Source organism: Acidobacteriota bacterium (genome assembly GCA_026393755.1).
Taxonomy (GTDB): domain Bacteria; phylum Acidobacteriota; class Vicinamibacteria; order Vicinamibacterales; family JAKQTR01; genus JBAXOX01.
Genome location: JAPKZO010000006.1, coordinates 254,136 through 268,452, shown reverse-complemented (window position 1 = coordinate 268,452; position 14,317 = coordinate 254,136). Strand labels below are relative to the sequence as shown.

At 63.1% G+C, this 14,317-nt stretch carries 11 protein-coding genes and 1 pseudogene; 8 read left to right on the top strand and 4 right to left on the bottom strand.

What is annotated here, in order from left to right:
• From NTV05_03565 to NTV05_03550, 4 genes are all read left to right on the top strand, one after another.
• Positions 1–117, top strand: a 117-nt coding sequence (locus tag NTV05_03565) for a hypothetical protein (protein ID MCX6543475.1), incomplete at its 5' end; no start/stop codon positions are given.
• A 461-nt stretch (positions 118–578) separates the two neighbouring features.
• Positions 579–872: a nucleotidyltransferase family protein gene (locus tag NTV05_03560; protein ID MCX6543474.1), complete on the top strand. Its 294-nt coding sequence runs from the start codon at positions 579–581 to the stop codon at positions 870–872.
• The gene (locus NTV05_03555; GenBank protein ID MCX6543473.1) at positions 862–1,215 is read left to right on the top strand and encodes a DUF86 domain-containing protein; all 354 of its coding nucleotides are present in this window, start codon (positions 862–864) and stop codon (positions 1,213–1,215) included. Before NTV05_03560 ends, NTV05_03555 begins: the two co-directional genes overlap by 11 nt.
• Before the next feature lie 14 nt (positions 1,216–1,229).
• On the top strand, positions 1,230–3,884 hold the full coding sequence (locus NTV05_03550; GenBank protein ID MCX6543472.1) for a site-specific DNA-methyltransferase: 2,655 nt from the start codon (positions 1,230–1,232) through the stop codon (positions 3,882–3,884).
• Between the two features lie 48 nt (positions 3,885–3,932).
• Here the strand turns inward: NTV05_03550 and NTV05_03545 are convergent, their stop codons facing one another.
• Positions 3,933–4,394, bottom strand: a complete 462-nt coding sequence (locus NTV05_03545; GenBank protein ID MCX6543471.1) for a hypothetical protein — start codon at positions 4,392–4,394, stop codon at positions 3,933–3,935.
• 309 nt (positions 4,395–4,703) lie between these two features.
• On the opposite strand from NTV05_03545, the gene NTV05_03540 reads away from it, so the two are divergent.
• On the top strand, positions 4,704–4,961 hold the full coding sequence (locus tag NTV05_03540; protein ID MCX6543470.1) for a hypothetical protein: 258 nt from the start codon (positions 4,704–4,706) through the stop codon (positions 4,959–4,961).
• Here NTV05_03540 and NTV05_03535 read toward each other — a convergent pair.
• Complete coding sequence (locus NTV05_03535; protein ID MCX6543469.1) at positions 4,927–6,000, bottom strand: P63C domain-containing protein; 1,074 nt, start codon at positions 5,998–6,000, stop codon at positions 4,927–4,929. The two genes, NTV05_03540 and NTV05_03535, sit on opposite strands and share 35 nt — an antisense overlap.
• A 121-nt stretch (positions 6,001–6,121) precedes the next feature.
• Here NTV05_03535 and NTV05_03530 point away from each other — a divergent pair, with 121 nt between their 5' ends.
• Positions 6,122–6,943: a DDE-type integrase/transposase/recombinase gene (locus NTV05_03530; GenBank protein ID MCX6543468.1), complete on the top strand. Its 822-nt coding sequence runs from the start codon at positions 6,122–6,124 to the stop codon at positions 6,941–6,943.
• Positions 6,944–7,638: 695 nt separating this feature from the next.
• On the opposite strand, the gene NTV05_03525 is transcribed toward NTV05_03530, so the two are convergent.
• On the bottom strand, positions 7,639–7,929 hold the full coding sequence (locus NTV05_03525) for a hypothetical protein (protein ID MCX6543467.1): 291 nt from the start codon (positions 7,927–7,929) through the stop codon (positions 7,639–7,641).
• 351 nt (positions 7,930–8,280) lie between these two features.
• On the opposite strand from NTV05_03525, the gene NTV05_03520 reads away from it, so the two are divergent.
• Positions 8,281–9,639: an amidohydrolase gene (locus NTV05_03520; GenBank protein ID MCX6543466.1), complete on the top strand. Its 1,359-nt coding sequence runs from the start codon at positions 8,281–8,283 to the stop codon at positions 9,637–9,639.
• 90 nt (positions 9,640–9,729) lie between these two features.
• Entirely contained in the window at positions 9,730–11,031 is a 1,302-nt protein-coding gene (locus NTV05_03515; GenBank protein MCX6543465.1) for an MATE family efflux transporter, read from the top strand.
• Between the two features lie 266 nt (positions 11,032–11,297).
• Here NTV05_03515 and NTV05_03510 read toward each other — a convergent pair.
• Positions 11,298–14,315 (bottom strand): annotated as a pseudogene (locus NTV05_03510) (efflux RND transporter permease subunit).
• Between the last annotated feature and the right edge of the window lie 2 nt (positions 14,316–14,317).

The following is a 14,317-nucleotide window of genomic DNA, read 5'->3' as shown; positions in this document are numbered from 1 at the left end:
TATCCCGGCGGCGTCGCCGTCACCGACGCGCAGTTGGCGACGGTCCGGCTCGAACGGCATCGGTTTCACGGCGATTGGAACTACACCATCCATCCGGAGACCGTACGTGAACTATAGGTCACTTATTTCCTGACAGGCCCTTAGGCACCCGGGATCCAGGGACTTCCATTGCCTGCGGGTCCAGAGAACTCACTCGATCTCAGCGATTAGTACATGGTTCTACATTGGTGCTATACTGGAACCATTGAGGCGAGCCAATGCCGGTGAGTTTTTCCGTCAAGAACGTCCCAGACCGCGTGGCGAAGGCGCTGCGTGCCCGCGCCAAGCGAAGCCACCGCTCGCTGCAGGGCGAGTTGCTGGCGATCCTGACCGCGGCCGTGGAGCCGCCATCGACAGCAGCGGTTCGGGAAAAGGCGGCGACGGCTGGCGACGGGCCGCCCATCCACGCGAGCACAGAGTACGGTCGCGGCATCCCCGCTCCAGGAGAGGTTCGCGAGGCCGCTGAACCCTGGGGCGGTGAGCCCTCTGCTCAGAACAATAGCGAATTCGGCAGACTCCTAACCGCTCCGGCGCTGCCGATTCCTGCCGACAAGATCGCCACCGTTTGCCGACGATGGAAGGTCAGGGAACTGGCGCTTTTCGGCTCGGTGCTGCGCGATGACTTCCGCCCCGACAGCGACGTGGACGTACTGGTCGAATTCGAGCCAGACGACACGTGGTCCCTCTTCGACCTGATGGAGATGAAAGACGAACTCGCGGAGTTGTTCGGCAGACGGGTCGATCTGGTTGAAAGAGCCGCTGTTGAGCAGAGCCCGAACTGGATTCGACGCCGCCACATCCTGGAAAATCAGCGGGTGATCTATGCAGCGTGACGATGCCGCCCTAATTGACATCGTCAGGTTCTCACGCCAGGTCCTCGTGTTTCTCGAAGACGTCGCGTTGGACGGGTTCCTGGCCGACAAGATGCTGCAGGCCGCCGTGTTGTATCAGATGTTGATCATCGGTGAAGCCTCAAAGCGTCTCTCAGTGGCATTTCGGACGAGCATTCGTGACGTGCCGTGGGTCAAGATCGGCAATCTCCGGAAAATCCTCACTCACGACTACGACCAGGTTGATTTGAAGCGGATCTGGGGCATTGCCCTCGCCGAACTTCCGGCGCTCATAGACCGCCTCTCGCCGCTGATCCCTGCCGACGGACCACATGAATCCAAGTGACGCCTGAGTGAACCATGTCGAAGAAGAAACCCACCGGCCCGATGCCCATCGACGCGATCCGCCACAAGGACACGCGCGTGAACATCCCCACCGAGGAACTGCGCGACTTTGTGGCCAGTGACGAGGCGAAGCCGCGCACAGTCCTCTACCCGCGCGACCCGACGCTCGATCCGCAACTGGTGTGGCGCGGCAAGGACGCACAGGACGCCGAATCACTTGCGGTGCCGGTAGTGCCCATCTACATCCAGGAGAAGATTCACCCGCAGGCGCTCATCGAGAACCTGCGCGATACGGCCAAGGCGGGCGAGCCGGAACCCGAGCAACTGCTCTTTTCGAACTTCAACGGTCTGCCCGACGCCCTCGACAAACGCGTGGACTTCTACAGCCACGAAGCCGGCACCCAGCCGCACTGGTCGAACCGGATGATTCTCGGCGACTCGCTCACCGTGATGACGAGCCTCGCCGAAAAAGAAGGCCTCAAGGGCCGCGTCCAGACGATTTACTTCGACCCGCCCTACGGCATCAAGTTCGGCTCGAATTGGCAGGTCTCGACGCGCAAACGCGACGTCAAGGACGGCAAGGTCGAAGACGCCACGCGCCAGCCAGAACAGATTCGCGCGTTCCGCGACACCTGGCAGCTCGGCATCCACTCGTACCTCGCCTACCTGCGCGATCGCCTCACGGTGGCCCGCGACCTCCTCACCGACTCGGGCAGCATCTTCGTCCAGATCGGCGACGAAAACGTCCATCTGGTGCGATGCGTGATGGACGAGGTGTTCGGGAGTGAGAACTGTGTAGGCCAGATCACCGTGCAGAAGACGACGAGCGCGACAAACGACTACCTGCCGCTCGTCGCCGATTACTTGCTGTGGTATGCCAAGCAAAAGGAGAACGCGAAGTACCGAGAGCTGTACCTCGCGAAGGACACTGGCGGCGGAGGATCTCAACATTACAACGGTGTGCAACTCGGCGACGGTAGTCGTCGAGCGGCCACGGCGGACGAGAAACAGGGATTACGCCCACTGCCTGACGGGGCGCGGCTGTTCACCGCGGGAGATCTCCAGTCCGCGTCCATGGGTCGCGAGAAAGGAGAAGGAGCGGCCTGTTGGTTTCCGATCAAGTTAGGTGATAGGGCCTTCCTTCCCAGTGAGAAGAGTCGATGGAAGACCAACGAGGAAGGCGTGCGTCGCCTGCTTGTCGCCGGCAGAATCATGGCCCAGCAGCACGCCGTGCGTTACGTGAGATTCATTGACGACTTCCCTGCTTACGGGCTGAACAATGTGTGGAGCGACGTTGGAGGTGCCTCAGACAAGACCTACGTCGTCGAGACATCCACTAAGGTCATCGAGCGCTGCATCCTCATGACCACCGACCCCGGCGACCTTGTTCTCGATCCCACGTGCGGGTCGGGGACGACGGCGTATGTGGCCGAGCAGTGGGGACGGCGATGGATCACCGTTGATACGAGCCGGGTGGCGATGGCGCTGGCCCGCACGCGTCTGATGGCGGCGAAGTTCCCGTTCTACCTGCTCGCTGATTCACCCGAAGGTGTGAAGAAGGAGGCGGAGGCCACGGGCAAGGCCCCCCCGGCTTACAGGACCGATAACGACATCCGCCGCGGCTTCGTCTACAAGCGTGTGCCGCATGTGACGTTGAAGTCGATTGCGAACAATCCCGACATCCACGAGGGCATGACGCGTGAGCAGATCGACGCCGCCATCGCGAAGCACGCCGACACCGAACTCCTCTATGACAAGCCGTACGAGGACACGAAGCGCATTCGCGTCACCGGGCCGTTCACGGTCGAGAGCCTGTCGCCGCACCGCGTGCTGTCGACAGATGAGGAGCGCCCCGCCTCCGAGTCTGAGGCGCAGCGGTCGCCGGCGGCGGTGCCCTTCGAGACGATGATCCTCGACAACCTGCGCAAGGCGGGCGTGCAGAACACGCGCAAGAACGAGCGCCTGGTGTTCGACCGCCTCGATCCGTTCGCAGGCGCCTGGGTGCACGCGCATGGCGAGTACGTGGATGCGGACAAGAAGCTCAAGCGCGTGGCGGTATCGATTGGTCCGGAGCACGGCACGGTGGGCCCGCTTCACATCCGCGAGGCGGCCAAGGAAGCCGTCCAGGGACTGGGCCACGACGTCCTCGTGGTCTGCGGCTTCGCGTTCGACCCGCACGTCACCGAGGAGGCGAAGCGATACGGGAATCTCACGGTGCTCGTCACGCGCATGAACCCGGATCTCGCCATGGGCGACGATCTGCTCAAGAAGACCGGCGCGGGCAACCTCTTCATGGTGTTTGGCGAGCCCGACATCGACATCCATCCGGTGGGCGACGAGGGCATGTTGCGCGTCGAGCTGCACGGCCTGGACATCTACGACCCGACGACGGGCGCGGTCCGGAGCAGTTCCACAGACGATGTGGCGTGCTGGTTCGTGGATACCGACTACAACGGGGAGAGCTTCTTCGTGCGGCACGCGTACTTCACGGGCGCCGACGAGCCGTACGAGAAGCTGAAGCGCGCGCTGCGGGTCGAGATAGACGAGGCCGCGTGGACGACGCTCTACGCGACGATCAGCCGCCCCTTCGCGCCGCCTTCAACCGGAAAGATCGCGGTGAAAGTGATCAACCACTACGGGGACGAAGTGCTGAAGGTATTTACGGTATAGGCGCGAGGGGCAGAACCGCGTTCTTCCCTAACGCCTATCGCCTATCGCCTAATAATAAGTGACAGTAAGCGTGTAGGTAGTCTGAGCGCCGACGGCAAGGTTGCCGACGTCGTAGACCTGAGCGCAGAAGTTTCCAGCCAACCCGTTGCCGATAATCGTCGCGCCTTGCGTCGCGCTGTTGTTCCAGGCAAGCAGTGGCCCACACGTGGACGTTGCGGAGTCCCACGCACCAATCCCGAATCCGACGACGAGCGCCGCGTCAGGCTGATTCGCGGTCAGTGAGAGCGTCACCGTGCCCGAGTAGGTAGTCGTGAAAGTATGCGTGAGGCGCAGAACCGGGGCGTCTGCCGAATTCGTCAGGGTTCCCGTGAACGTGCTGGTCGTGATGGTCGGCGTCGGCCCGAGCTGCAGGTAGGGGTTATTCGCGTTGCTCTGACACGCACCGGTCGCGAGCGCCAGGCCAGCCAGCGCCAGAGACAACACCGCACCGCGCAATCGGGACCAGATCATGCACTTCTCCGTTTCGAAACCTCTTGGCAGACTACCACAGAACGCTGGTGTTGTGCCGTTGGACCGCGTAGTGGACTCCGGCACCGTCGGCCGCCGGCAGTCGCGGCTGCGCGCCGTCGCCAGAAGGACCGAGGCGAACAGTCCGCCCGGCACCACGGGTCTCAGTACTTAGACGATTGACGCCAGAAAAGGACGGATCGCGGGGCAGGCATGCTGGCCCGTCCCTGCGGCGACGAGCGCGCCGGGTAGTGGTCAAGTTTGAATTGGCTGCCCCTTGCGCGAATCGCTCACCAATGCGATATTGGAGGCATGCCTAAGCAGTCAAGCAAGCGCAAGCCATCATTTGATCCGAATCTGACAGCATTCGCGGCCGTCCAGCACGTCATCGAACAGACCGAAGGCAAGCCCAAGGCGAAGCCCGAACCCACGCCAAAAAAGAACCCCGCCGCCGTCGCCCTGGGGCGCCTAGGCGGGCTCAAGGGCGGCAAGGCGAGGGCTGAGAAGCTCTCGGCCCGCAAGCGAACAGCAATCGCTAGGCGCGCGGCAGAGGCCCGCTGGAAACGCTAGCCTCTAAGCGTTTCGGCGGTTCACCGAACTGTAGTCTTCCTTGTCGCCCATGAAGCGTCTGGTAATACCGGTCGAAGTCGTCCTTGCCATCGGCAATCTGTAAGAGCGTCATTGTTGAAGTCAGCTGCCTGTCGAGGTGCGGGATACCCGTATCGACGGTTAGGAGTTGCCAGAGCTTCGCCCTACGGTTGCCATGATCGTTCTTAGGCAGTCGACGCTTGAGCTCATCAAGCACTCCTTCCGGTAGCGCGTCATAGACGTACTTATTGATGAACTTGCCCATATAACTCGGATGTTTCACGGAACCAGACTTGTATTCCCATCCCAGGATTCGGTACGCCTCACGGAAGAACTCGTGTGGAAAACGTCGCGTCCATGGCATGAGATGTGGCGCGATGTACGCCTCAAGTATTTTGAGAATATCCTCTCTGGCCTTGTCGGCTTGGTATCCAGTGGCGCTGTCGACCAGGGCGATGATACCGACTCTGGCGAAAGCGCGCGTGAGCATGTCGCACGCGCGAACAATGTGTTTATACTGCCCCGGAACCGGCTTTTCCTTATCCATGCGCTCATCCCGCAGTTTAAGGTACACCTCGCACACCATGGGGAGCAGCATGGCGTCGTAACCAACCGCTCGCTTGCCATTCTTGAGGCGAAAAAAGATCGGAGTCGTCGACAGTAGTAACTCCTCAGAAATAAACGCTTTAAGCTGTTCTGCTCGCAAGAAGAAGGGTATCCCGTCGACACTCCCTAGCGCTCCGGTTCCAGCCTTGGGAGTCCTTGAACGCCCAATCGCTTGGAGGAAGGTGCCTTGGCTAAGTAGGCGCTTCCCATTGGGCAACACTGCCGCGATCAATGTCCTGTCTCCAAGTTGCAGTGGGCCGTCGTGTGTGGCCTGCGGCAAATCACCGGCCCACCGTGCTTCAGCAGCGATTCGTGCCGAATGGCTTCGCTGTTTCGGAGTCATGGCCGCAGCGCGCGCCAACCCCCCCCTTACCCCAACTCTTTTGATTTCGTATCCGGTGTCGTCTTTGCTCACACACCCTCCTCTCGACAGGTTTATGCCTGCATGATACTGTACGCACGCATGCGAGGTCAACAGACTACTAATGCGTGCGATTATTCTTGACAGCTTGACCGCTCAAGCATATATTATGTACATGAATCAATTGAGCACGGCGAAGCGTGCGACGGTAGTGGCGGCGCTGGTCGAAGGCAATAGCGTTCGCGCGACGACCCGGATGACCGGCGTGTCGAAGCCTACGATTCTGAAACTGATTGCCGACCTGGGCGCGGCGTGTGCTCGGTACCAGGATGAAGCGATCCGCAACGTCCGCGCTCGCCGGATTCAATGCGACGAAATCTGGCAGTTCTGCTACGCCAAGGCGAAGAACGTCCCGGCTGAAAAGCAAGGCGTGTTTGGGTACGGGGATGTCTGGACATGGGTTGCGATTGACGCCGACACGAAGTTGATTGTGTCGTGGCTCGTCGCTGGGCGGGACGCTGGGTCGGCCTACATGTTCATGCGGGATGTAGCCAGCCGACTCCGGAATCGCGTACAGCTCACCACGGACGGCCACAAGCCCTATCTGTCGGCCGTCGAGGATGCGTTCGGCGGCGGCATCGACTACGCCATGCTCCAGAAACTCTACGGCTCCGATCCGTCAGCAGAGAAGCGATACAGCCCTGCTCAGTGCATCGGAACCCGCTGCGATACGATTACCGGCGACCCCGATCCGAAGCACATCAGTACGTCGTACGTGGAGCGCCAGAATCTCACGATGCGGATGTCGATGCGCCGGTTCACCCGCCTGACGAATGGCTTTTCAAAGAAGGTTGAGAATCACACGGCGGCGGTTGCCATTCACTATATGCACTATAACTTCGCCCGGATTCACCAGACGCTCCGCGTCACTCCGGCGATGCAGGCGGGCCTTGCGGATCATGTGTGGACCCTCGAAGAAATCGTCGGATTGCTCTAGGTTGGCAGTTACAATCCCCCAGTGCCTGTCGAACGCGCCGAACTAATCTGTACGCCCGAAGACGCCAAGGCGTACTATCGTTTGAAGCTTGTCGGTACCCACAAGATCGCCTGTCACGGTAAGTCCGTAAAAGTCGGTTTTCTGTACGATATTATCCACTTCTATTCGGTGGCTGCTCCGAGTCCGTTGTCGTCCGGAGCCCACGTCTTAAGTCAACCAAAGACGGGCGGACATTTCGAAGTCCGGGTATTCAGTCTGGCGCGAGCCCGGTTGATGGATGAGATTCTCCGCGCCATTTCACTATTCACGGTATCGCTGCCGGGAAAGACACGGGACGCCCAGCGACGAGTGCTGCATGGCCCTCGTCTGCTAAACGGACAATACATGCGAGTGATATTGCAGAAGGGCCGAAAAGGCGTCTGGACTTGCCTGTCTGCTTTTCCGGTCAACGAAAGAGATTGGCGTGAGGCGCAAAGAGCGGAAACAGCCAAATTCCCGCCCGAATAAAGGACAGCCCCGACAGCCATCGGTTGTCGGGGCCATGCAACATATCCGGTTCGTCAGTCGTCACCGCCCGGACGCCCTTCGGCCTCAAGTGACCGACGTTGCTGTGGGCTATCTAGACACTAAGCCTATCGGTATATTGTGTCAAGTCCTACAGTTCAAGAATATCACATGGGCTGACCCAGCCCACATTAGGGGATCTGAAGTCGGTCGTAGTCCTTCGCGGAAATGGTCAGGATCGGGCCATCCCCAACCGAGTAGGTCACAACCAGTTCTTTGGGTTGGTGTTTCCAGGGGTCGGGACCGAGTTCGTGCGGATCTACTGGTAGATCAAGTCGGCCCTGTTGGACCCTGGCGCGCGCCTCTTCGGTCACGTCTCGATTGCGGGTCGACACCCATCGGGCGTGGTGGATGCTGAGAGACCCGCTTAGCGCGGCATCTCCGTGCCGCTTTGCGCCGAAGTAGCGATCCTTGATTCGCATTGCTCCATACAACGCCCAAATGCCGCAAGTGAACACCACCAGGAAACCCAAGCCACGAATCGGCGGAGAGAGACGCCAGAAGTACGACCACCATACCCAGACGGCACCGGTCATCGCAGCTATCACGATGCCACTTCCCGCCGTGAGCCAGAACGCCCAGTGCTGAGCATCTTCTGAGAGTTGTTTCCATCCCATGCGGCAGAGCCTACTCCCGGCCGGCCATGGTGGTAAAGCCTCGCGTCACCGGACATTTTGCGCCTCCGGTGAAACTTGACCACTACCGCGCGCCGCCCCATGACGGCTGAACACTCGGGTCACGGTATACTCGAACATCCTGGAGTGAACCGACCCATGAGACTTCCCCTGCGCGTGATCGCCACCTCACTGCTCGCGGCCGCGTCGACGGTCGCCATCGCCGCGCAAACCAACAGCGGCCAAGCCCCGATCCCGAAGACCGCGACGCTTGAAGCGCTGCACCAGCGCCTCGATCAGGATGCCAACGCGGTGCTGCCGAAGGTGGTGGCCCTGCGCCGGCTGCTCCACCAGCATCCCGAGTTGGGCAACCGCGAGGTGCAGACGTCGAAGCTGCTGGCGGATCGCCTGCGGGCGCTGGGCTACGAGGTTCAGACGGGCGTTGCAAAGACGGGCGTGGTCGCCATACTGCATGGCGGGAAGCCTGGGCCCGTGGTGGCGCTGAGATCAGACATCGACGCGCTGCCGGTCACCGAAGAAACCGGACTCCCGTTTGCCTCGACCGAGCGCGCTCAGTTCAACGGGCGTGAGGTCGGTGTGATGCACGCGTGCGGTCACGATTTCCACATGGCGATGCTGATGGGCGCGGCCGAGGTGCTGGCAGGTCTGAAGGCGGATCTCCCTGGGACGGTGAAGCTCATCTTCCAGCCTGCCGAGGAGGGCGCTCCCGCCGGCGAAGAAGGGGGCGCAGACCTGATGGTGAAAGAGGGCGTGCTCGAGAATCCGAAGGTTGACGCCATCTTCGGCCTGCACGTCGGCATTACACCGCTCGAGGCGGGGTCGATCTCGTTCCGCCCAAGAGGCATCATGGCCGCCAGCGACTCACTCTCGATCACCGTGCACGGCCGATCAACCCACGGCGCCATGCCCTGGGCCGGCGTCGATCCGATCGTCGTCTCGGCGCAGATCGTGCTCGGCCTCCAGACCATCATCAGCCGACAGGCCGATCTGACGACCGCGCCAGCGGTGATTACCGTGGGTACCATCGAGGGCGGGAACCGATCGAACATCGTGCCCGACGAAGTCCGCCTCACCGGTACGATCAGGACGTTCGACGCGGACATGCAGAAGAAGATCCACGAAGGCATCACCCGCACGGTTGAACACATTGCCGCGGCCGCCGGCGCGAAGGCCGAGGTGACGATCACGATCGGCAATTCGGTGACGTACAACGACCCCGCCCTGACCGATCGCATGACCCCATCACTCAGGCGCGTGGCCGCCGGTACATTCAATCCGAACGCGCAGGTCACCACCGGGGCTGAAGACTTCTCCGCGTACCAGAAGCAGGTTCCGGGCCTGTACTTCTTCCTCGGGATCGCACCGAAGGGCACAGCACCAGCGTCGTGGGCCGCCAACCACTCACCGAGATTCAATCCCGATGAATCCGCGCTCATCACCGGCGTGCGGGCACTCGCGAGCGTGGCGGTCGACTATCTTGCGGGTCCAGTCAAGTAGGTGCCGGTCCCGTCGAACCATTGCCGAGGGCGCTTGAACACCGGCCAGCAGCCGAGCAGGCTTTCCGCGATCCGGGCCGAACTCAGACCGATGATCACGCTCGCCGTGCCAGTGATTCTGGCCGAGGTGGGGTGGACGACGATGGGCCTGGTCGACACGCTCCTGGTCGGGCCCCTCGGACCCGCAACCATCGGCGCGGTCGGCTTCGGGAGCGTCGTGTTTCTGGCAGTCGGCATCTTCGGCACGGGGTTGCTGCTCGGACTCGACACGGTGATCGCGCAGGCGTATGGGGCTGGGCGTCTGGATCGATGCCACCACTGGCTGGTGCAGGGCGCCTTCCTCAGCCTCCTGATCGCGGCCCCACTGACGCTCGCCACCTACCTCCTGATCGCCACGATTTCCTGGTGGGGGCTCAATGCGTCGGTACTGGCGCTTGCGGCTCCTTACCTGAAGGTGCTCGCGCCAGGTGTCATTCCCCTCTTGTTCTACGCGACGTTCCGGCGCTACCTGCAGGCGACCAACTGCGTCCGGCCGATCACGTTCGCACTCTTGACCGCCAACCTGATCAATGCGGCTGTTGGCTGGGTGCTCATCTACGGCAAGTGGGGACTGCCAGCGCTCGGCGCGACCGGATCGGCGTGGGCGACGCTGGCGTCGCGCGTGTACATGGCCGGCGTCCTGCTGGTGGCGATCCTGTGGCGCGAGCGGCGCGATACAGCTGAGCGTCGACCGACGGCGCGTCGCGTCGATTGGCCGTCGATCTCACATCTTCTGAAGCTCGGCGTTCCGGCCTCGATCCAGGGCGTGCTCGAGGTCGGCGTCTTCGCGGCGGCGTCTGCGTTGATCGGCCGCCTGTCGGCAGCCTCGCTGGCGGCTCATCAGATTGCGCTCAACCTGTGGGGACTGGCCTACATGATTCCGCTCGGGCTGAACGCCGCTGGCGCGGTGCGCGTGGGGCAGGCCGTCGGGCGCGGCGATCGCCAGGGTATCTGGCGCGCGGGCTGGACGGCGCTCGCGCTCGGGGCGGCGCTGACGACGACGGCGGCCATCGTGTTCCTGCTCGGCGGCCACTTGCTTATCAGCGCGTTCTCCCGCGACTCGGCCGTGCTGGCTGTCGGTCCGTCGCTGCTTGGCATCGCTGGCCTCTGCCTCGTGTTCGATGGCACACAGAGCATTGGCACCGGTATCTTGAGAGGCCTCGGCGAAACACGGATCCCGATGATCACCGCCCTGGCAAGCTACTGGGCGATTGCGCTGCCGCTCGGGTACGCAGCCTGCTTCCGCTGGGGGTGGGGCGTGCAGGGCATGTGGGCCGGGCTGGCGGTCGGGCTCGTGATCGTCGGCGCCGTGCTCCTGCGCACGTGGCACCATCGAGTCGCGCACTTCGGCTGAAGGAGGTCAGGGGGACCGGCTGGAGATGAACGACGGTCCCCCCCGGGTTGCAGCGCCGCGGGCGGCGCGAACGCCGCGCCATGCGGCTCGTTCACGAGGACCTCGATGCACGATCCAGCCGCGCAGCGGCAGAGATGGAGGCCGGCAAGTCTCGAAGATCGGCGGTGCCCTTCACTGGTTGATCGGTGCTGGCACGGCCGCTGGCCCTGCCCCCCATGCCCGGCGCACGGCAGCCTGCAGGTCATCGAGTAGACCATCGTCAGAAACGTGGAGACCATCGGGCCCCCAATGGCCACAGTGGCGAGCGGCGAGAGACGCTCGAGACCAATCGCCCACTCGGCGGCGAGCGGGATCATGCCGACAGAGGTGCCGACGGCTGTCATCAGGATCGGCCGGGTGCGGACGCGGACCGACCCCACCAGCGCGTCGAACACGGAATCGCCGCGGCGTCTGGCCTCTTCGATGAAGTCAATCAGCAAGATCGAGTTCTTGACCACAATCCCGGCGAGCAGGATCAGCCCCATGAACGAGGGCATGCAGCCGTGCTTGTTGGCGACGAGCATGCTCCAGGACGCACCAATCAGGGCCAGCGGGATTGCCGACATGATTGTGAGCGGATGCAGCCACGACTTGAACGCCGGAACAAGCGAGAAGTACAGCAGCACGAGCCCCAGGGCCAGGGCGAGCCCCAGCCGTTGGAACGAGTCGTCCATCTGCGTGACCTCGCCCTCCTGGCTGACGATGTATCCGGGCGGCAGCCTCAGGTCCGTAAGCGCGGCCTCGACGTCTTCCTGCAGGTGCGAGATGGGCTGTTTGACGCGGTACGCCTGGATGTCGAGCGTCCGTTGCAGCCCCTGCCGCGTGATGATTGACGCGGACGGCCGAGGCTCGAGCCGACCGAGTGCCGAAAGCGGCACCACGGCGCGCGGCGTGACGATCGGGTAGTCTTCGAGTTGGGCGGATTGCGCCCGCTGCGGCGCACGCAGTTGCACCCAGAGCGGCAGCCCGTCCTCGTTGGCGATGCGAAACGTCGAACTGGGCATGCCGCGCACGGCGCCCTGCAATTGCGATGTCAACACCGCCGGCGAGAGCCCGTACAGCGCCAGTTTCTCCGGGTCGGCTGAAAACGCGGTCTCGACGCTGTCGAGATGCCATGACCGCGAGACTGACGTCACGCCGCGTACGCGCGTCCGCAGGCGCTGTTCGATGTCGGCACCGAGCCGATCGAGCGTGCCCAGATCGGGGCCCGAAATCATCACGTCGATTGGTGCGCGGATTGTCGACAGCGGCGTGGCTCCGAAGTCGAAGACGTCGACCGCCCGAATACCAGCGACGCGCGCCATCCTCGCCCGCAGGTCGGCCTCGATCTCCCACACAGACGCCTGGCGGTGGAACCGGTCCAGCAGGTGGATCGTGATGGTCCCCTGCTGCGGCGAGCGTCCCCCGCCGAACGAGATGACGGCCGGCTCGGACCCGATAACCGAGGAGACGCTCAGCACCTCCGGTCGGCTCCGGACAATGGCCTCCAGTCCCGTCAACCCTGCCTCGGCGGCGCCGAGCGACGCGTTGGCATCCATCTCGAACGCCACCTTGATGATGCCCGAATCCATCGGCGGCATCAGATCGCGACCGACCAGCGGCATCTGGCGCGCCGACACGACGAACAGCACGAGGCCGACGACGACGAACACCAGCCGGTGATGGAGCGCCAGCGCCGTCAGGCGCACGTAGAACTCGCGGATGGGAACAATCACCTTCTCGTCGAAGCGGAAGATGAGCCGTTCGAACCACCCACGGCCGGCGGTGGTGCGCCGGAGCAGCAGGGGCGCCAGCAGAGGGATGATCGTCACCGACACCACGTAGGAGGCGACCAGCGCGATCGACAGGCTGACGGCCAGCGGCCGAAGCACGGTCTGCACGTAGCCGCCGATGAAGATGATCGGGAGCAGCACCATGATGGTGGCGTACGTGCCGGAGAAGATTGCGAGCATCACCTCCTCGGTGCCCGCCACCACAGCACCGCGCACCGCCTGGCCGAGTTCGTGATAGTGCCGTTCGATGTTCTCGAGCACGACGATCGCATCGTCGAGGAGCATGCCTACGGCGACGATGATGGCCGTCAGCGTCACCATGTTGAACTCGAAGCCGGCAAGCCACATGACCGCGAACGTCAGCAGGTAGGTGAACGGGATGGAGACGGCCGCGAGCGTCATTCCGCGCCAGTCTGCGAGGAACAGGAAGATGACAAGCACGGTCATGATGATCGCGTCGCGCAGCGCGTCGAGCATATTGCCCACGGCCCGGTCGATCAGCTCGGACTGACTGTCGGGAATCGAGAACGCGATGCCCGGGTAGTCGCGTTCGAGGGCGGGCAGCAATGCCGCCACGTCGGCAATGGTGCGCAAGGCGTTGCCCGTTGGCGCACGCTGGATGTTGATCGCGATGGCCGGCTGGCCATCCCCGTGATACGCGCTCTGCGGTTCCTGCACGCCCGGTGTCACGTCGGCCACATCCGCCACGTGGACCACGCCGCCGGGACGCTGCGCCACCGGCACCCGCGCAACGTCGGCCGGATTGCTGAACGCACCAACACGCCGGACGAGTACCTGCCGGTCGGAGGTCGTGAGCAGACCGATCGGCTGATTCGCGTTGAATGCGACGAGCGCCTGGCGCACATCGAGGGGCGTGAGGTGATAGCGCTCGAGCCGATCGCGATCGAGATCGACCCGAATAATCGGCTGATGCGCGCCGAAGACCTCGGCATTGGCCACTTCCGGCAGCTGGAGCAGACGCTCCTTGACGGCGTTGTCTGCCACCTGGCGAACCATGGCGAGATCGAGCGCGGATCCCGCCTTCGGGCGCAGGGCCAGCGTGAGCACGGCGGGTGTGGCAGAGGAGACCTTGAAGATCATCGGCGGGCGCGCCGCGTCGGGCAGCGACGCCCGGATCTTCTGCAGGCCGTTGGCCACGTCGGTGGCGGCCGAATCGAGCCCCTTCGCATACTCGAACTCGACGTTCACGGTGGACACTTCATCCTTGCTCACAGAGGAGACGCGCCGGACCTGTTCGATGCTCGAGAGCTCCTTCTCTATCACGCGGCTGACGTCGGCCTCCACATCTTCGGCCGACGCGCCGGGGACCACCGTCACGACCGCCGTCTGCGGCCGCTCCGAGTCGGGGAACAGATTGACCGGCATCTGGCGGTACCCGACCAGCCCTACCACCGCGGCGAGCAGGACGAGCGAGGTGAGCAGGTGCGGACGCTTCAGATAGGCGTCAACCATCG